Genomic DNA, 17,719 nt, shown 5'->3' on the forward strand with positions numbered 1-17,719 from the left:
AGTCTTATGTTAGCGCTGCCAGTCCGCGACGAGCGGATGCGCGGCCCCCGTGAACCGAGGAGTCACCGATGACCGACACCACCACCCCCGCCTCCCCGTCGGGCGACCCCTCGGCGGCCCCCGAGGTGCTCTCGGGCATCCGGGTGCTCGACTGCTCGATCGCGATGGCGGGCCCCTTCGCGGCACAGCGCCTCGGCGACCTCGGCGCCGACGTGATCAAGGTCGAGCCCACCCGCGGCGAGTGGCAGCGGCACGCGGCGGCGGGCGGGGCGACCGGCAACCGGATCAACGTCTCGTTCCTGTCTCTGAACCGCAACAAGCGCTCCATCGGGGTCGACCTGAAGGCCGACGAGGGCCGCGAGATCCTCTATGAGCTGGTGAAGACTGCCGACGTGTTCCTGCAGAACTACCGGCCCGGCGTCGCCGCCCGGCTCGGCGTCGACTACGAGACGCTCCGGGCCATCAACCCGTCGATCGTCTACGTGTCGATCTCGGGCTACGGCGAGGACGGGCCCTACCGCAACCGCCCGGGCCAGGACCTGCTGCTGCAGGCGATGAGCGGGGCCATGCTCTCCTCGGGGAGTGCCGGGCATCCGCCGACCCCCGCCGGGCAGTACCTCGTCGACGCGGTCACCGCCTCGACGGCGTTCGAGGGCGTGCTGGCCGCGCTGTTCCACCGTGAGCGCACCGGGCAGGGGCAGCTCGTCTCGGTGAACATGCTCGACGCCATCACGACGCTGCAGATGCAGGAGCTCTCGGTCTTCACCGTGGGCGGCGTGGGCCAGCACCGCAGCGAGCAGCCGCACGCGCACGTCTACATCCGGGCGCCCTACGGCACCTTCTCGACCACCGACGGCTACCTCGCCCTCGCCATGCCCGACCTGCACACGCTCGGCGAGGTGCTCGAGGAGGAGTGGTTCCTCGGCATGGACACCGAGGTCGACAGCTGGACCCACCGCGACGAGATCTACGCCAAGACCGCCGAGCGGCTCGCGACGCGCTCGACGGCCGAGTGGCTCGAGGCGCTCGGCGCCGCCGGCATCTGGGCGGGGCCCGTCTACGGCTACCAGGACCTCGTCGACGACGAGCAGATCAAGCACAACGGCACCTTCATCGAGTACGAGCACCCGACCGAGGGGCTCGTCAAGACGCCCGGGTTCCCGTACAAGCTGTCGGAGACGCCGGCGCGCATCGACCGGGGGGCGCCGCTCACGGGGGAGCACACGCGCGAGATCCTGGGCGAGCTGGGCCTGCCCGCCGACCGGGTCGACGCCCTGCTCGACGCGGGCGTGGTGGCGGCCGAGCCGGGCGTGGCCGAGGTCGCGGAACCCGCATGACCGGCACGGCGCCCTCCTACCGGGGCATCACCTGGGACCACCCGCGCGGGCGCGACGCTCTGCGGGCCGCCGCGGCAGCCGATGCCTCGCTCGAGCTCGACTGGCAGGCGCACTCCCTCGAGCACTTCGAGTCGCATCCGATCGACGAGCTCGCCCGCGACTTCGACCTGATCGTGCTCGACCACCCGCACCTCGGCGAGGCGCTCGAGCTCGGCTCGCTGCAGCCGATGGAGGACGTCGTCGGCCCCGAGCTCCTCGAGCGCTGGGCCGGCGCCTCGGTGGGCCCGTCGTTCGAGTCGTACCGGATGCTCGGCCGGCAGTGGGCCCTGCCGCTGGACGCGGCCACTCAGGTCGCCGCCCTCCGCACCGACCTGCTGCCGGGCGTCGCCGCCCCCGCGACCTGGGCCGAGGTCGAGCAGCTCGCCGCCGAGGCGCCCGTCGCGCTCTCCCTCGCGGGGCCCCACGCGTTCCTCAGCTTCGCGTCGATCTGCGCCGCCCTCGGCGAACCCGTCGCCGACCACCCCGATCTGCCCTTCGTCTCCACCATCACGGGCTCGCTCGCCCTCGACATCCTGCGCTCGATCGGTGGGCGCGCCCCCGCCGGCAGCGCCACCCAGAACCCGATCGCCCTGCTCGAGCGCATGACGTCCACCGACGAGATCGCGTACCTCCCCCTCGTCTACGGCTACGTCACCTACTCCACGCCCGTGCTGCGATTCGCGGATGCTCCCGCCGCCCTCCCCGGCGGCCGACGCGGCTCGACCATCGGCGGCACCGGCATCGCGGTCAGCCGCCGCGCGGAGGTCACCCCCCAGCTCGTCGCGCACATCACGCGGCTGCTCTCGGAGGAGACGCAGCGCGACTTCATCCCCCGGCACGCCGGCCAGCCCTCGGCCCGCTCGGCCTGGACCGATCCCGAGGTCGACCGCGCCGCGAGCGGCTTCTACGCTTCGACGCTCGCGACGATCGAGTCGTCCTGGGTGCGGCCGCGCTACTCGGGCTACATCCCGTTCCAGTCGGCGGCCTCGGCGCTCGTGCGCGAGGTCGTGGCCGGCGCCCTGCCCGTCGCCGAGGGGCTCGAGCGGCTGCGCTCCGCCTTCCGCGTGTCGGTTCGCGCACGGTCGGCGGCCACCGAGCCCGTGCGCGCGCCGGTGCCGGCGTCGCGTGCGCGAACCCACCCCCGAGGAGTCCTGTCATGACCGCACCCGTGCCCGCCACCGACGAGATCCTCGTCGAGCTCGTCGACCAGGTGGCCGTCGTCACCCTGAACCGTCCGCAGAAGCTCAACTCCGTCACCCAGGAGATGTCGGATGCGCTGGTCGAGCTCGCGGGCTGGGCGAACGACAGCGACGAGGTGCGCGTGCTGGTGCTGACCGGGGCGGGGGAGCGGGCCTTCTGCGCCGGCTCGGACATCCGCTCGCTCGACAAGTACGCCACCCCGTGGGACTTCCGCAACCGCGAGGACTACTGCGACGCCCTGCGGCTGCTGCGGAAGCCGGTGATCGCGGCCGTGAACGGCTACGCCTTCGGCGGCGGGCTCGAGACGGCGATGACCTGCGACATCCGCCTCGCGTCGACCACGGCGTCGTTCGCGGCGCCCGAGATCAAGCTCGGCTGGATCGGCGGCGGCGGCATGAGCACCTTCCTCGCCCACTCGATCGGCGCGTCGAACGCGGCGCTGATGCTGATGACGGGCGACCCGATCGACGCCGAGCGGGCACTGGCCTGGGGCCTCGTCTCGGAGCTGGTGGCGCCCGACGCGCTGCTCGAGCGGGCCGTCGAGCTCGGCCGCACCATCGCCTCCCGCCCGCCGATCGCGGCCGAGACGGCGAAGGCCAACCTGCGGGCCGCCTACAACCTGCCCCAGGATGCGGCGATCGCCTACGAGCGCGACCTGCAGACCGTCACCTTCGCCACCGACGACGCCGCCGAGGGCCGCGCGGCCTTCGCCGAGAAGCGGCCCGGCGTCTTCCGTCGGCGCTGAGCCCGACCCGACGCCCCGCCGACCCCCTCGCCCCCGACCGACGCCACGCCGAGCCCCCGCCCGCCCCTCTCGCAACGGAGAACCCATGAGCCTCACCGACACCACCCCCCTCGCCCCCCGCGCCGACTGGGCGGGCGACGCCGCGGCGGCACTGCCGGCCGACGGCACCGCCGGCACGCTCGTCGGCCGGGTCTGGAACCCGGCGGTGAACGGCCCCTCGCCCGTGCTCGTCACCGCGGAGGGCGTGCTCGACCTCAGCGCGAGCTTCCCGACGCTGAGCGCGCTCGCCGACGATGCCGAGCCGGCCGCGGCGGCGCGGGCGGCGGCCGGTGCCCGCCTCGGTTCATTCGAGGACGTCTACGCGAACACCGCTCCGGCCGGCCGCGACCGGGATCGTCCGTGGCTCCTCGCCCCCGTCGACCTGCAGACCCTCAAGGCCGCCGGGGTCACCTTCGCCGTGTCGATGATCGAGCGGGTGATCGAGGAACGGGTGCGGGGCGACGTCGAGGCGGCCGCGAGGATGCGGGCGGGCATCCTGGAGCAGATCGGCGCCGACCTGCACGAGATCGTGCCCGGCTCGGCGGCTGCCGTGGCGCTGAAGGAGTACCTCGTGGGCGAGGGCCTCTGGAGCCAGTACCTCGAGGTCGGCATCGGGCCCGACGCCGAGATCTTCACCAAGGGGCCGACCCTCTCGGCGGTCGGCACCGCCGACCAGGTGGGCGTGCTCTCGACCTCGCTCTGGAACAACCCCGAGCCGGAGGTCGCCCTGATCGTCGACCGCGCCGGCCGCATCGTCGGCGCCACCCTCGGCAACGACGTGAACCTCCGCGACGTCGAGGGGCGCTCGGCGCTGCTGCTGCCCAAAGCGAAGGACAACAACGCCTCGTGCGCTCTCGGTCCCCTCGTGCGGCTCTTCGACGACGGCTTCGACCTTGACGCGGTGCGGCGGATGAGCGTCACGCTCGAGATCGACGGGGAGGACGGCTTCCACCTCGACGGCACCTCGGAGATGAGCCAGATCAGCCGCGACCCCCTCGACCTGGTCGCCCAGCTGGAGGGCCCCCAGCACCGCTACCCCGACGGCGCCGTGCTGATGCTCGGCACCATGTTCGCGCCGATCGTCGACCGCGACGACGTCGACCGCGGGTTCACCCACAAGAGGGGCGACATCGTGCGGATCTCCTCGGACGAACTGGGTAGTCTGGTCAACCAGGTCGAGGCGAGCGAGAGGTGCGAACCGTGGGAGTTCGGGATCGGCTCGCTGATGAGGAACCTCGCGAGCCGGGCGCTGCTGTGAGCGACGGGGCCGTCGCCGCACTGGTCACGCGCCCCTCGCGCCGCTCGACGCACTCGGTCACCCTCGAAGACGTCGCGCGGCACGCGCAGGTGTCGCCGCAGACCGTCTCCCGCTCCATCCGCAGCCCCCAGCTCGTCTCGGAGTTCACGCTCGAGCGGGTGCGCAACTCCATCAGCGAGACGGGCTACGTGCCGAACCTCGCGGCCTCTAACCTCGCCTCCAACCGCAGCATGACGGTCGCGGCGATCATCCCCGCGGTCTCCGCCTCGGTGTTCGCGGATGCCCTGCAGGGCCTCGAGGAGGTGCTCGCCCCCGAGGGGTACCAGCTCTTCATCGGTTCGACGTCCTACCGTCCGGGCCACGAGGAGGAGCTCGTCCGGGCCTTCCTCGGCCGCCGCCCCGACGGCATCTTCATCGTCGGAACCGACCACTCGCCGAACACCGGGCACCTGCTGCGCGAGTCGAAGGTGCCCGTGGTCGAGGCCTGGGACCTCACCGACACCCCGATCGACAGCGTGGTCGGCTTTTCGAACAGTGCGGCCATCCGGGCACTCGTGGAGTTCGCGCGCGATCGCGGCTATCGGCATCCGACGTTCGCCGGGTCGTTCCAGACGGGCGACTTCCGGGCGCTCGCGCGGCGCGCGAGCTTCGAGGAGTCGGTGCGGGAGCTGTTCCCGGGCGAGCCCGTGCGGGTCGTCGACTCGGGCACCGCGACGGTCGACTACGACACCGGGCGGCGGCTGCTCAGCGAGACGCGGGCCGCGCATCCGGAGACCGACGTGCTGATGTTCGCCAGCGACGTGTTCGCCGCCGGCGCCGTGCTCGAGTGCGCCCGCGCCGGCATCTCGGTGCCGGGCGACATCGCCGTGACCGGCTTCGGCGACTTCGAGATCGGGCGGCACCTCGTGCCGACCCTCACCACGGTCGCCGTGCCCAACCGCCAGATCGGCACCGCGGCGGGCGAGCTGCTGCTCGCACGGATGACCGGCGGCACCCGTGAGACCGCCGAGATCGACCTCGGCTTCTCGGTCGTGGCGCGCGAGAGCGCCTGACCTTTCCCGCACCCCACCCCTGAAGGAGTATCGATGCTCACCACCACAGATCCGCGAACCGGTGTTAGCGCTGCCACCTCGCTGGCGCCCACCTCGCCCGAGGCCGTGCACGAGATCGCGCTGCGCGCCGAGTCGGCCGCCCAGGAGCTGCAGTCGCGCGGTCGGGAGTTCCGCGCGCAGCTGCTCGACGCCATGGCCGCTGGGGTGCTCGCCGCCCGCGACGAGCTCGTGGCCACCGCCGACGCCGAGACCGGGCTCGGCACCGCCCGGCTGACGGGAGAGGCCGGCCGCAGCGCCTTCCAGTTCTCGCTCTTCGCCGAAGCGGTGCGCGAGGGCTCGTTCGTCGAGGCGGCCATCGACCACGCGGGCGACACCCCGCTCGGCGCAGCTCCTGACGTGCGACGGATGCTCGTCTCCATCGGCCCCGTCGCGGTGTTCGGCTCGAGCAACTTCCCCTTCGCCTTCTCGGTGCTCGGGGGTGACGTGGCGTCGGCGATCGCCGCCGGATCGCCGGTGGTCGTCAAGGCGCACGGCTCGCATCCGCTCACCTCGAAGCTGTCGTACGAGGTGCTGCAGCGCGCCGCCGAGTCGGTGGGCGCCCCACGCGGCACCTTCGGCATCGTCTACGGTCAGCAGGCCGGCGTGACGCTCGTGCAGGAGCCGGCCATCAAGGCGGCCGGCTTCACCGGGTCGCTCGGCGCGGCCGAGGCGCTGCAGCGCGCCATCGACCAGCGGCCCGATCCCATCCCGTTCTTCGGCGAGCTGTCGAGCATCAACCCGCTCGTCGTGTCGCCGGGCGCCGCGGCCTCGCGCGGCGGCGCGATCGCCGAGGGCCTGTTCGCCTCGTACACCGGCTCGGCCGGGCAGCTCTGCACCAAGCCCGGCATCGCCTTCGTGCCCTCGGGGCCCGAGGGGCAGGCGGTCGTCGACGCCCTCGAGACGCTCACCGCGGCGGCCGGGCCGCAGGTGCTGCTGAACGACCGCATCCAGACCTCGTTCGGCGAGATCGCCGACCGGCTCGTGGCCGCCGGAGCGGTGGTCGGGGCCTCGGGGGGCTCGCCGGAGGAGGGGTCGGGGTTCGCCGTGTCGCCGCGACTGCTCGAGACCACCGCGGAGACGCTCGGGGCCGAGCTGGCAGAGGAGGCGTTCGGCCCGCTCGTGGTGGTCGCGCGGTACGACTCGCTCGACGAGGTGCGCGAGGCGTTCGGCCGCATCCCCCGGTCGCTGACCGCCACGCTGCACGTCGAGGACGACGAGCCCGACGTGGTCTCCTCGCTCGCCTCGACGCTCGAGGCGAGCTCGGGCCGGGTCGTCTTCAACGGCTACCCGACCGGGGTGCGCGTCGCCTGGGCCCAGCAGCACGGCGGGCCGTGGCCCTCGACGAACTCGCAGCACACCTCGGTGGGCGTCACGGCGGTGCGCCGCTTCCTGCGCCCGCTCGCGTGGCAGAACGCGCCCGAGGCGGCGCTGCCGGAGGAGCTGCGGGACGGCTTCACGGGCATCCCGCGCCGGGTCGACGGGGTGCTGACGCTGCCGGCCTGACGGGGCCTGACGGGTCTCACGCTCCCCGGCTGACCCGGGGACGACGAAAGGGGGCGGGCCTCACGGCCCGCCCCCTTCGTGTGTGTCCTGCCTAGCTGCGCGAGGCGCGGCGGCGCATCACCAGCACCACGGCGATCCCGCCGGCCAGCACGACCAGCGCGATCATGCCGATGCCGAGACCGGCGAAGCCGGTGTTGGCGAGGCCCGAGGAGCCGCTGCCGCCCCCACCGGGCGCCGGGGCGCTGGTCGCTCCGGGGTCACCCGGGGCGGGAGCGCCGGTCGGCGCCGGGGTGGGCGTCGCGGTCTCCGTGGGCGTCGGCGTCGGCAGGGCCTGGGTGGTGGTCACCGAGACCAGCGTCGACAGGCCGGTGTCACCGTAGGCGACCGAGCCGAGGAAGCGGGCCGGGCCGTCGAGGCCCGTCCAGCTCACGTCGTAGCTGGTGGCCTGACCCGAGGTCAGGTCGAGCGAGGCCGGTGCGGTCAGGCCGCCCGGGGTCTCGCCGGTGCCCAGCAGATACTCGACCAGGTCGAACACCGACGCGTCCGAGCCATCGGTCACCGAGTAGATGTCCACCGTCACCCGGTAGGTGCCGGCCTCGGGGTTCTCGATGTCCACGCGCTCGTCGGCCGATCCCGTCGCCGAGGTGTACGAGGTGACAGGCTTGCCGTCCTCCCCGATCCGGTCGACGACGAGGTCCAGGTCGTCGGTGTCGGCGAGGGCGTCGAGATCGAACCGCGCGAACGTCGTCCCCTCCGCGACCTCGACCGTCGACACGAAGGCTGCGCCCTTGGGCAGCGAGCCCGAGTGTCCGTCGGAGGCACTGGCGTCCTCGACGAGGGTTCCCTCGGCGAGACCGGTGACGGCGAGGGGCAGGTTGCCGTCGATGCCGGGCGTGACCGGAACCGAGACCGATCCCGAGTTACCCTCGCCGGCGACCTCGTAGGGCACCGCCAGCGCCACGGGGCGCACGGCCACGGGGCTGCGCACCTCGCCGGTGTCACCCGACCAGACGAGGTAGCCGGTGGCGAACTCGTCGAGCGGGGCGTCGGCGACGTCGAAGGTGACCGTGTAGCTGGCGGTCTCGCCGGGGCCGTCGAACGACAGCGTCGAGGGCGTGACCGTGGTCTCGACCCCGGGGATGTCGAGCGACGCGGTGTAGCTGCCCGCGGCGGTCGAGGTGACCGTGCGGGTGACCGTCTGCAGCCCGGCGAGCGAGCCGATGGCGATCGAGGGCTGGTTCAGGTCGGACGGGTCGATCGGCTCGACGCCGGTCGGCTCGGCGAAGACGTAGCCCTCACCCTGCAGGAAGGCGATCCAGTCGGGCACACCGCTGTCGTAGACGAGTCCCGGGTCGAGCATGCGGCTCGGGTCGACGTGACCCGCACCCTGCGCGAACACGTCGCTCGAGGGCGACCCGTCCTGCTCGACCGAGTCGTACGCCGAGGTCATCATCGACGACTTGATGGTCGAGACCGAGGCGTTCGGGAACTTGGTCAGGTACAGCGCCGCGAGTCCGGCCACGTGCGGGGCGGACATCGAGGTGCCCGACTCGAACTGGAAGGCCGGGTCGTCGCCCTGCTGGTTCGCGCCGTCGGCGAGGATCGACACACCGGGGGCGGTGATGTCGGGCTTCAGCACGTCGGCGCCGTCGGCCTCGGCCGGGCCGCGCGACGAGAAGCCGGCGACCTGGGGCACGGGGCGCTCCTCACCCGAGGTGTTGCCCTCCACGAGCGTCGCGGTGGCGCCGGCGGTGGCCGCGTAGGCGTAGATCGCGTCGTAGTGGTCGGAGTCGATCTGGATCGACGGCACCGAGTGGTCGTCGGCGTGGTTCGCGTTCGGGAACGGGTTCACGAGCAGCATGCCCACACCGCCGGCCCGGGCGACCTCGGCGGACTTCGAGACACGGGCGGTGACGCCGGCCTCGCAGACCACGATCTTGCCCGCCGTGAGCGCGGGCGAGAGGCTGCCCGGCTCGCAGACGGTGGGGTCGAGGTCGGCGTCGTCTCCGGCCACGTCGTCGCTCAGCGCGAGCGGAGCCGTGACGGGCTCGTGCACGGTGATGGAGGCGCCGGCGAACTTCTCGCCGTTGCCGAGCTCCGCGGTCGCCGTGTAGGTCGGGATCGAGGAGGCGGCCACCGTGGTGTACCAGGGGGAGGCGTGGTCGAGCGTGCTCGCACCGGGGCCGGAGTTGCCGGCCGAGGCCGAGACGAAGACACCCGCCGCCGCGGCACCGAAGAACGCCTGGTCCTCCAGCGCGAACGTGGAGGTGGCCGCGCCGCCGCCGATCGAGTAGTTGATCACGTCGACACCGTCGGCGACCGCCTGCTCGATGGCGGCGAGGATCGACTCGGTGTAGCAGCCGTCGTCGGTCTCGACGCCGTTGCCGTTCCAGCAGACCTTGTACTCCGCGACCTTGGCGGCCGGGGCGACGCCCGAGATGTCACCGAAGTCGTAGTCGCCGATGGTGGCGTCGACGTCGGCGTTGCCCGCCGCGGTCGAGGTGGTGTGCGAGCCGTGGCCGTCGCCGTCACGCGGCGAGAGGAACTCGGGGCGATCGGGGGTGCCCACCAGGTCGTAGAGCGACTTGGGAAGGAACCAGCTGGCGCCGATGAGCTTCGTGTTGCACTCCTCGCCGGTCCACTGCTGGTCACCGTCGACGCCGGGCTGGCAGATGCCGGAGTAGGTCTGGCCGTCGGACTTCTCGAACACGATGCGGTCGCCGTCGAGGTAGGGCTCGGCGCCTTCCGCCGTGCCCAGCGTGTCGCCCGCGAAGGACGGGTTCTCGGGCGCGATGCCGCTGTCGATGTCACCGACGACGATGCCCGCACCGGCCTGGGCCTGACCGCCGAGCTCCGACCAGAGGCCGTCGTCGCCGCTGAGGCCGAGGAAGTCGGTGGAGGACTGCTGTCCGGTCTGGGGGAACGGCGTCAGGGCCGCGGCCTCCACCGGTGCCGCGGGGGCGGCGACGGGAGCGCGGTCGAGGTGCTTGACCTCGGACTTGGTGACGGCCGCGACGTCGCGACGGTTCGCGAGCTCGGCGGCCTGGTCGGCGGTGAGGTTCGCCGAGAATCCGTTCAGGGTCAGCGTGTAGCTGTAGCCGACCGAGGCGCCGACCGACGAGGCCACGGCGTCCTGCTGGTTCGCCAGGTGCGCGGAGTACGCCTCGACGGCCGGGGCCGCGGCCTCGAGCTGCCGGCCGCCTTCGGGGGCGGTCTGGGCGAAGCGCTGGTCGGTTCCGGTGTAGGTCGCGGCGGGGTCGTCGACCAGGGTGACGATGTAGCTGCCGTCCTCGTAGCTCGTCGGCACGGAGGGGCCGACGGGCGGCTTCACGGCCGAACCGACCGGCGCCGCCGACGCGCTCGAGAAGGCGAACGCGCCGGCGGCGACGACACCGGCGACCGCGACGAGCGCGGCAGCCTGCCGGGTACGGCGGCCTCGTGGCCTCCCGCCCGGATCGGATCGGAACAGGGGACTCGCGGAGGCAGGGGGCACGTAGGGCTGCTTTCTCGAAGGGGTAAACGACGAACATCACAGATCGGTGTGAGTATCCGTTGATTATGCGGAGAATCTCAGCCGAAGTGAAGTCTGTTGATTTCGTTCACATTCGAGTACAGTCCACCCCCCTTAGGGGGTCGCGCCCGGAAGGGCGGTCAGATCAGGCCTCGACGTCGCCGCGCCAGGCGCCCGTCTCGGAGCCCTGCGACTCGATGAACTCCTTGAACTTCTCGAGGTCCTTCTTCACGGCGTGCGTCGGGACGCCGACGGCCGAGCCGATCTTCTCGACGATGCCCTCGGGCTCCCAGTCGATCTGCACGGTGACGCGCGACGTGGTGTCGCTGAGCTTGTGGAAGGTGACGACGCCCGCGTGGTCGACCTCGCCGCCGGTGCTCGTCCAGGCGACCCGCTCGTCGGGGTGCTGCTCGGAGATCACGGTGTCGAACTCGCGCTCCTGGCCGGCGATGTTCACCTTCCAGTGCGTGTGGGTGTCGTCCTGCTGGTCGATCGTCTCGATGAAGTCGAGGAACTTGGGGAACGACTCGAACTGGGTCCACTGGTTGTACGCGGTGCGCACGGGGACCTCGACGTCGACGGTCTCGATGATCTGGGCCATGGCGGTACTCCTTCTTCGTGTTCGTCTCTGGGTGTACTCCCTACCCAACGACGCCCGGGGCCGACTGCCAACCCCCGCACACCCCGCACTCAGGAACCGGTCAGTCGTGGCCTCTGAACTCGTCGGTCACCAGGATGTCCGTGCGGAAGTGCCCGGTGCGGTAGGCCGCCCGGCCCACCATGTGCGCCGAGACCGGGGCGGTGAGGCTCTGGAAGAAGACGATCGCGACCGCGAGGGTGATCGTGGCGAGCGAGGGGTTGGACACCGCCACGTCGGCCACGATCGCGATCACGCCGAGGATCTGCGGCTTCGTGGCCGCGTGCAGCCGGGAGAGCACGTCGGGGAAGCGCAGCAGGCCGACCCCGGCGGCGAAGCACATCAGCGCCGAGACGAGCACCAGCACCCCGGTCACCACGTCGCGCACGCCGATGCCGTCGAAGCCCCACTCCAGCGCGCTCATGTGTCGTCCCTCGCCGCGAGGAACCGGGCGACCGAGATCGAGCCGACGATGCCGAAGAGCGCGAGCCCGAGCAGCACCGGCAGGGTGTCGGTGTGCCGGTTGATGGCCATCTCGGCCCCGATCGCGCAGATGGCGGTGGCCACCAGCACGTCGGAGGCGATGATGCGGTCGAGTGCGGAGGGCCCGCGGATGATGCGCACGAGCGCGCCGATGGCGCCCGCGCCCATCAGCAGCCCGGCGACGATGACGACGACGATCACGAGGCGCCCTCCTCTTCGGCTGCGGCGACGCGGCCCTCCGACAGCCGCGCCAGGTCGTCGGCCGAGCCCGCCGCGCGGATCAGCCGTCGCTCGGTGTCGAGCACCTTCTGCTTCAGCGCCGGAATCTCCTCGACCGACTTCACGTTCAGCGCGTGCAGGTACAGCGTCGAGGCCTCGCGGTCGATGTCGAGCACGATCGAGCCGGGCACGAGCGACACCGCCTCGGCGGTGAACGTCATGATCAGGTCGGAGCGGGTGCGCAGCGGCACGGCGATCACGGCGTTGGAGGGCTTGTAGCCCGGCCCGATCGCGATCCAGGCGATCTGCAGCGAGGCGAGCACGATGTCGCCGAGCAGCCGCAGCACGAACAGCAGCCCGAACCACAGGTTGATGCGCCCGCTCAGGCGCACGGCCGGCAGGTAGAAGGTGGCCGAGACGAGCAGGGCGAGCGCCACCCCGGTGACCAGGGCGAGCCAGGTGACCTGACCCCAGATCAGCACCCAGATCAGCACGAGGCCGAGGAAGGGCACGAGTCCGCTGACGATGCGGGCGATCATCCGTCACCCCCCTCGTTCACCGAGATGGGCACCAGCGAACCCTCGGGGAAGACCGAGTCGACATAGGGCTCGGGGGTCGAGACGTTGCCGGCCGCGCGCTGGGCGAGGTCGAACAGCGGCCCGGCGAAGACCGTGAGGCAGAGGGTCAGCGCCATCAGGCCGGTGGCGGCGCCGATCATCAGCGGCGAGGTGCGGGTCTGGGTGTCGGTGGCGGTCGCCGTGCCCGTCATGGTGCCGACGGAGCCGGTCGGGCCCTCTTGCAGCGACTCGATCAGCGGCGACTCGTAGCCCTCGACGTCCTTCTTGGGCCGCCAGAAGGCCATGTTCCACACCCGCATCAGGGCGTAGAGGGTGAGCAGCGAGGTGACGATGCCGGCGCCGATCATCACGTAGACGAGCGGGTTCGGGCTCGCCGCGCCCGCCTCGAACAGGCCGACCTTGCCGAGGAAGCCCGAGAACGGCGGGATGCCGCCGAGGTTGAGCGCCCCGATGAAGAACAGGATGGCCACGAACGGCGCCGCCTTGAGCAGGCCGCCGAGCTCGGTGATCGACGTCGAGCCGCCCTTGCGCTCGATCAGCCCCACCACGAGGAACAGGGCGGTCTGCACCAGGATGTGGTGCACGATGTAGTAGATCGTGGCGCCCGAGGCGAGTTCGGTGCCGATCGCGACGCCGAAGATCATGTAGCCGATGTGGCTGACGAGCGTGAACGACAGCAGCCGCTTCACATCGGCCTGGGCGAGGGCGCCGAGGATGCCGATGAGCATCGTCAGCCCGCCCACGATCAGCAGCGGCACCTGCAGCGGCACGTCGAAGAAGAGCAGCTTGTCGGTGCGGATGATCGCGTAGACGCCCACCTTGGTGAGCAGCCCGGCGAACACCGCCGTGACCGGTGCCGGCGCCGTGGGGTAGGAATCGGGCAGCCAGAACGACAGCGGGAACACCGCCGCCTTCACCGCGAAGCCGATCAGCAGGGCCGCGCAGAGGATCATCTGCACATCCAGCGGCAGTTCCCGGATGCGGTCGCTGAGCAGCGCCATGGTGACGGTGCCCGTGGCGCCGTAGATCAGCGCGATCGCGCCGAGGAAGAGCAGCGACGAGACCAAGCTCACCACGACGTAGGTCACCCCGGCCCGGATGCGCGACCCGGTGCCGCCGAGGGTCAGCAGCACGTAACTGGCCGCGAGCAGCATCTCGAAGCCGACGTACATGTTGAACAGGTCGCCCGCGATGAAGGCGTCGAACAGCCCGGCCGCGAGGATCAGGTAGGTCGGGTGGAAGATCGACACCGGGGTGTCGCGGTCGCGGTCGGCGTAGCCCTGGCCCACCGCGAACACGAGCACGCCGAGCAGCACCAGCGCCGAGACGACGACCATGATCGCCGAGAGCCGGTCGACCACCAGCACGATGCCGAACGGCGGCTCCCAGCCTCCGACCTCCACCACCGCGGGCGTGCCGGTGCTGTCGACGATCGCGAGCAGCACCGCGGCCGCGGCGGTCACCGCGGTGAGGGCGAGCACGCTGATCAGGATCTGCAGCCGCGGGTGGCGGCCGAGGATCAGGGTGACCGCCGCCCCGACGAGGGGGATGATCACCAGCAGGGGCACGAGGGTGTTCGTCATCGCATCACGTCCCGGTCGCCCTCGCTGGGTTCCTCGCCCGCCGAGGCGAAGGCGGTGTCGTCGTCGCCGAGGTCGCTGCCCTCGTCGAGGATCGTGCGCACCGCCGCGTCGTCGTCCTCGAGCGAGGCGTGGAACACGCCGGCCTGGTCGATCTCCATCGCCTCGTCCTCGTCTTCGTCGGCCGCCACGTCGTCGCCCTCGTCGCCGAGGTTCGACAGCCACCACGAGCGGTAGATCAGCGCCAGGATGAACGCGGTCACGCCGAAGTTGATCACGATCGCGGTGAGCATCAGCACCTGCGGGATCGGGTCGACCGTGTCGGCGCTGCTGCCGTCGACGATCGGCGAGTCGCCGGCCCGCCCCGACATGATGAAGATCAGCAGGTTGGTGGCGTTGCCCACCAGCAGGAAGCCGATCAGGATGCGCGTGAGGCTCTTCTCGAGCATCACGTAGACCCCGGCACCGTACATCACGGCCATCAGCACCACGAGGGTGATCGACGCGCTCATCGTGCCTCCTCCGCCGTGACCGAGTGCTCGTCGGCGTGGTCGCCGCCGCCCTCGGCCTCGGCCTGCTGCCGGTCGACCTCGCCGCCGAGCGCGCGCAGCACGTCGAGCACGACGCCGATCACCACGAGGTAGACGCCGATGTCGAAGATGGTGCTGGTGCCGAAGGAGACGTGACCGAGGAGCGGCAGGTCGGTCTCGAAGTAGGCCGAGGTGAGCACGTCGGTGCCGAGGAACAGGCTGCCGACGGCGGTGCCGGTGGCGAGCAGCATGCCGGTGCCGAGCAGGGCGCCCGGCCCGACCGGCAGGGTCTCGCCGATCTCGTAGCGGCCACCGGCGAGGTAGCGCGCGATCAGCGCGAGCCCCGCCACGAGGCCGCCGGCGAAGCCGCCGCCCGGGGCGTTGTGCCCGGCGAAGAGCAGATACACCGAGACGACGATCGCCGGGTGGAAGATCAGCCGCACGAGCACCTCGAGGATGAGCGAGCGGTTCTCGGGGGCGAGCGTGCGGCCGCCGAGCAGCCACGAGTGCTGCCGGTCGTCCGGGGCCTCGGACGAGGTGTGCGGGTCGTTCACGAGCTTCACGCGCTGCGTGGTCTGCCGCCGCTTCCGCGACTCGCGGAGCCGCGGCATGCTGACGTTCCGGCCCGTGACGAAGAGCAGGCTCGCGACACCGGTGGCGACCACGATGAGCACCGAGAGCTCGTTCATGGTGTCCCAGGCGCGGATGTCGACGAGCATCACGTTCACGATGTTCTTGCCGTGGCCCTCCTCGACCGAGAGCCGCGCCAGCTCGTCGGTGAGGGTGCCGGCCTGGCGGGCGCCCAGGGCGACCAGCCCGGCCACGCCCATGGTGACGCCCACCAACGCGCCGATGGCGATGCGGCGGCCGCGCTTCATCGGCTTGTTGTGCTGCGCGATGCGCGGCGGGAGGCGGCGGAGAACCAGCACGAAGACCACGATCGTCACCGTCTCGACGAGCGCCTGCGTGAGCGCCAGGTCGGGTGCGCCGTGGAAGGAGAACAGCACCACGAGCCCGAAGCCGGTGGCGCCCACCAGCAGCACGGCGGCGAGGCGGTGCGTGGCCCGCGCGGCCATGATGGCGGCGGCGCCCATCGCGGCGGCCACGAACACCTGGGCCGGGTAGTCGAAGAGCACGAACTCGGAGGGCCAGGTGCGGTTCATCGCCGTCGTGGCGCCGAGGCACAGCACGAACACCAGCAGGATCGTGCTGAGGTACTGCGGCAGGCCGCCCTTCTGGGCGAACAGCGTGACTCGTGCGGCGGCCGCGTCGACGGCCCGCACGATGGCCCAGTAGCTGCGGGAGGCGTCGACGACGACCGGCACCTTCTTCTGCAGCCGGCTGAAGCGGGTGCGCACGGCGAACAGCGCGAGGCCGGCCGCGATCACCAGCACCGAGATGCCGAGCGCCGGCTCGAAGCCGTGCCAGAGCGCGAGGTGGTAGTCGCCCTCGCCCGGGACGGTGTCGGCGTAGCCCTCCAGGGCGTGGCCGATCGGGGCGGCGAGGAAGCCTCCGGCGACGGTGGCGACCGTGAGCACGACGGGGGCGATCAGGATGAGCGGGTCGGGCGCGTGGTGGTCGTGCGGGGCTGCGGCGGCCCGCGCATCCGTCGCCTTCGTGGTGCCGAAGGCGCCCCAGACGAAGCGGGCGCTGTACGCGACCGTGAGGATCGAGCCGAGGGTCACGCCGACGAGCGCCACCCAGCCCCAGGGCTCACCGTGCTCGCCGGCCTCGAGGAAGGCGGTCAGCACGGCCTCTTTCGAGACGAAGCCGAGGAGCGGCGGGATGCCCGCCATCGACGCCGCCGCGACGATCGCCACCGCGGCCAGCACCGGGCGCCGCCGGCCGAGGCCGGAGATCTCGCGCAGGTCGCGGGTGCCCTCGTCGTGGTCGACGATGCCGACGACGAGGAAGAGGGTGCACTTGAACAGGGCGTGCGCGAGCAGCAGGGCCGCGCCCGCCAGAGCGGCGTCGCGCGAGCCGAAGCCCACCACGACCGTGAGGAAGCCGAGCTGGCTGACCGTGCCGTAGGCCAGCAGCAGCTTGAGGTCGTACTGGCGGAGGGAGCGCCAGGCGCCGAGCAGCATGGTCCAGACGCCGATGACGACCAGCACCTCGGTCCAGCCCGGGGTGTCGGCGTAGCCGGGGGCGAGGCGGGCGATCAGGTAGATGCCCGCCTTCACCATCGCGGCGGCGTGCAGATAGGCGCTGACCGGGGTGGGCGCGGCCATGGCGGCCGGCAGCCAGAAGTGGAAGGGCACGAGTGCCGACTTCGACAGGGCGCCGGCGAGGATGAGCATGATCGAGGTGGTGACGAGGGCGCTCGCCGCGGGTGGGTCGGCGACGATGGCGGCGATCGAGGTGGTGCCGGCCGCCGTGCTCAGCAGGATGACACCGACGAGCATGGCGAGGCCGCCGAAGGTCGTGACGAGGAGGGCCTGCAGGGCGGCGCCGCGGCTCTCCTTGCGCTCGGTGTAGTGGCCGATCAGGAGGTAGGAGAGCACGCTCGTGATCTCCCAGAACATGAACATGATGTAGATGTCGTCGGCGGTGACGAGGCCGTACATCGTGCCCGCGAAGGCGAGCAGCAGCGCGGCGAAGCGGCCGAGCGACGGCTCGTCGGGTGAGAAGTAGCGCGCGCAGTAGATCAGCACGAGGGCGCCGACGCCGGTGACGACGAGGGCGAGCAACCAGCCGAGGGTGTCGACGCGGAAGCTCAGCGCGATGCCGAGCTGCGGGATCCACGGCACCGACTGGGTGACCTGCTCACCCGCCAGCACCCGGCCGCTCTGGCTCAGGGTGTAGACGAAGGCGGCCGCCGGCAGCAGGGCGACGAGGTAGAAGACCCGGGTCGACAGGATGCGCGTGAGAAGCGGAGTGAGCGCTGAGAGTCCCGCGAACAGCAGCAGGACCAGGATCACGCGGACTCCTCATGTCGGGGAGAGGGCAGGGCCCCCAGTCTACCCGGC

14 protein-coding genes are annotated in these 17,719 nt (G+C 71.8%); 6 read left to right on the forward strand and 8 right to left on the reverse strand.

From position 1 onward, the window contains the following. Positions 1 to 68 precede the first annotated feature (68 nt). The 6 genes from ITJ64_RS08260 to ITJ64_RS08285 all read left to right on the forward strand — a co-directional run bounded on the left by ITJ64_RS08260 (position 69) and on the right by ITJ64_RS08285 (position 7,212). Positions 69 to 1,337 carry a CaiB/BaiF CoA-transferase family protein gene (locus ITJ64_RS08260; RefSeq protein ID WP_194680176.1) on the forward strand — a complete coding sequence of 423 codons (1,269 nt, stop codon included), beginning with the start codon at positions 69 to 71 and terminating at the stop codon, positions 1,335 to 1,337. Next, entirely contained in the window at positions 1,334 to 2,536 is a 1,203-nt protein-coding gene (locus ITJ64_RS08265; protein WP_194680177.1) for a carbohydrate ABC transporter substrate-binding protein, read from the forward strand. Before ITJ64_RS08260 ends, ITJ64_RS08265 begins: the two co-directional genes overlap by 4 nt. Then, a complete protein-coding gene (locus tag ITJ64_RS08270; protein WP_194680178.1) occupies positions 2,533 to 3,321 on the forward strand; it encodes an enoyl-CoA hydratase/isomerase family protein in 789 nt (262 codons plus the stop codon). Before ITJ64_RS08265 ends, ITJ64_RS08270 begins: the two co-directional genes overlap by 4 nt. A gap of 85 nt (positions 3,322 to 3,406) precedes the next feature. Next, positions 3,407 to 4,618, forward strand: coding sequence for a fumarylacetoacetate hydrolase family protein (locus tag ITJ64_RS08275; protein WP_194680179.1), 1,212 nt, complete (start codon positions 3,407 to 3,409; stop codon positions 4,616 to 4,618). After that, on the forward strand, positions 4,615 to 5,670 hold the full coding sequence (locus tag ITJ64_RS08280; protein ID WP_370545094.1) for a LacI family DNA-binding transcriptional regulator: 1,056 nt from the start codon (positions 4,615 to 4,617) through the stop codon (positions 5,668 to 5,670). Before ITJ64_RS08275 ends, ITJ64_RS08280 begins: the two co-directional genes overlap by 4 nt. Before the next feature lie 33 nt (positions 5,671 to 5,703). Further along, the gene (locus ITJ64_RS08285; RefSeq protein WP_194680180.1) at positions 5,704 to 7,212 is read left to right on the forward strand and encodes an aldehyde dehydrogenase (NADP(+)); all 1,509 of its coding nucleotides are present in this window, start codon (positions 5,704 to 5,706) and stop codon (positions 7,210 to 7,212) included. A 91-nt stretch (positions 7,213 to 7,303) separates the two neighbouring features. Here ITJ64_RS08285 and ITJ64_RS08290 read toward each other — a convergent pair whose 3' ends face one another. From ITJ64_RS08290 to ITJ64_RS08325, 8 genes are all read right to left on the reverse strand, one after another. Next, positions 7,304 to 10,705: a S8 family serine peptidase gene (locus ITJ64_RS08290; RefSeq protein WP_194680181.1), complete on the reverse strand. Its 3,402-nt coding sequence runs from the start codon at positions 10,703 to 10,705 to the stop codon at positions 7,304 to 7,306. Positions 10,706 to 10,868: 163 nt separating this feature from the next. After that, the gene (locus tag ITJ64_RS08295) at positions 10,869 to 11,324 is read right to left on the reverse strand and encodes an SRPBCC family protein (protein ID WP_173182324.1); all 456 of its coding nucleotides are present in this window, start codon (positions 11,322 to 11,324) and stop codon (positions 10,869 to 10,871) included. Between the two features lie 100 nt (positions 11,325 to 11,424). Continuing rightward, on the reverse strand, positions 11,425 to 11,784 hold the full coding sequence (mnhG, locus tag ITJ64_RS08300) for a monovalent cation/H(+) antiporter subunit G (RefSeq protein ID WP_194680182.1): 360 nt from the start codon (positions 11,782 to 11,784) through the stop codon (positions 11,425 to 11,427). Beyond that, complete coding sequence (locus ITJ64_RS08305; protein ID WP_370545096.1) at positions 11,781 to 12,044, reverse strand: monovalent cation/H+ antiporter complex subunit F; 264 nt, start codon at positions 12,042 to 12,044, stop codon at positions 11,781 to 11,783. The genes mnhG and ITJ64_RS08305 overlap by 4 nt, the downstream gene beginning before the upstream one ends. After that, a complete protein-coding gene (locus ITJ64_RS08310; RefSeq protein ID WP_194680183.1) occupies positions 12,041 to 12,601 on the reverse strand; it encodes a Na+/H+ antiporter subunit E in 561 nt (186 codons plus the stop codon). Before ITJ64_RS08310 ends, ITJ64_RS08305 begins: the two co-directional genes overlap by 4 nt. Then, the gene (locus ITJ64_RS08315; RefSeq protein WP_194680184.1) at positions 12,598 to 14,223 is read right to left on the reverse strand and encodes a Na+/H+ antiporter subunit D; all 1,626 of its coding nucleotides are present in this window, start codon (positions 14,221 to 14,223) and stop codon (positions 12,598 to 12,600) included. Before ITJ64_RS08315 ends, ITJ64_RS08310 begins: the two co-directional genes overlap by 4 nt. Continuing rightward, positions 14,220 to 14,732 (reverse strand): NADH-quinone oxidoreductase subunit K, encoded by a 513-nt coding sequence (locus ITJ64_RS08320; protein ID WP_194680185.1) that lies wholly within the window; start codon positions 14,730 to 14,732, stop codon positions 14,220 to 14,222. Before ITJ64_RS08320 ends, ITJ64_RS08315 begins: the two co-directional genes overlap by 4 nt. Then, positions 14,729 to 17,671 carry a Na+/H+ antiporter subunit A gene (locus ITJ64_RS08325; RefSeq protein ID WP_194680186.1) on the reverse strand — a complete coding sequence of 981 codons (2,943 nt, stop codon included), beginning with the start codon at positions 17,669 to 17,671 and terminating at the stop codon, positions 14,729 to 14,731. Before ITJ64_RS08325 ends, ITJ64_RS08320 begins: the two co-directional genes overlap by 4 nt. Between the last annotated feature and the right edge of the window lie 48 nt (positions 17,672 to 17,719).

The organism is Herbiconiux sp. VKM Ac-1786 (assembly GCF_015350805.1).
Taxonomy (GTDB): domain Bacteria; phylum Actinomycetota; class Actinomycetes; order Actinomycetales; family Microbacteriaceae; genus Herbiconiux.

Excerpts from the sequence above, each read along its gene's own strand:
- ITJ64_RS08260 (WP_194680176.1), top strand. The coding sequence starts at position 69 with ATGACCGACACCACCACCCCCGCCTCCCCGTCGGGCGACCCCTCGGCG.
- ITJ64_RS08265 (WP_194680177.1), top strand. The coding sequence starts at position 1,334 with ATGACCGGCACGGCGCCCTCCTACCGGGGCATCACCTGGGACCACCCG.
- ITJ64_RS08270 (WP_194680178.1), top strand. The coding sequence starts at position 2,533 with ATGACCGCACCCGTGCCCGCCACCGACGAGATCCTCGTCGAGCTCGTC.
- ITJ64_RS08275 (WP_194680179.1), top strand. The coding sequence starts at position 3,407 with ATGAGCCTCACCGACACCACCCCCCTCGCCCCCCGCGCCGACTGGGCG.
- ITJ64_RS08285 (WP_194680180.1), top strand. The coding sequence starts at position 5,704 with ATGCTCACCACCACAGATCCGCGAACCGGTGTTAGCGCTGCCACCTCG.
- ITJ64_RS08295 (WP_173182324.1), bottom strand. The coding sequence starts at position 11,324 with ATGGCCCAGATCATCGAGACCGTCGACGTCGAGGTCCCCGTGCGCACC.
- mnhG (WP_194680182.1), bottom strand. The coding sequence starts at position 11,784 with ATGAGCGCGCTGGAGTGGGGCTTCGACGGCATCGGCGTGCGCGACGTG.
- ITJ64_RS08310 (WP_194680183.1), bottom strand. The coding sequence starts at position 12,601 with ATGATCGCCCGCATCGTCAGCGGACTCGTGCCCTTCCTCGGCCTCGTG.
- ITJ64_RS08315 (WP_194680184.1), bottom strand. The coding sequence starts at position 14,223 with ATGACGAACACCCTCGTGCCCCTGCTGGTGATCATCCCCCTCGTCGGG.
- ITJ64_RS08320 (WP_194680185.1), bottom strand. The coding sequence starts at position 14,732 with ATGAGCGCGTCGATCACCCTCGTGGTGCTGATGGCCGTGATGTACGGT.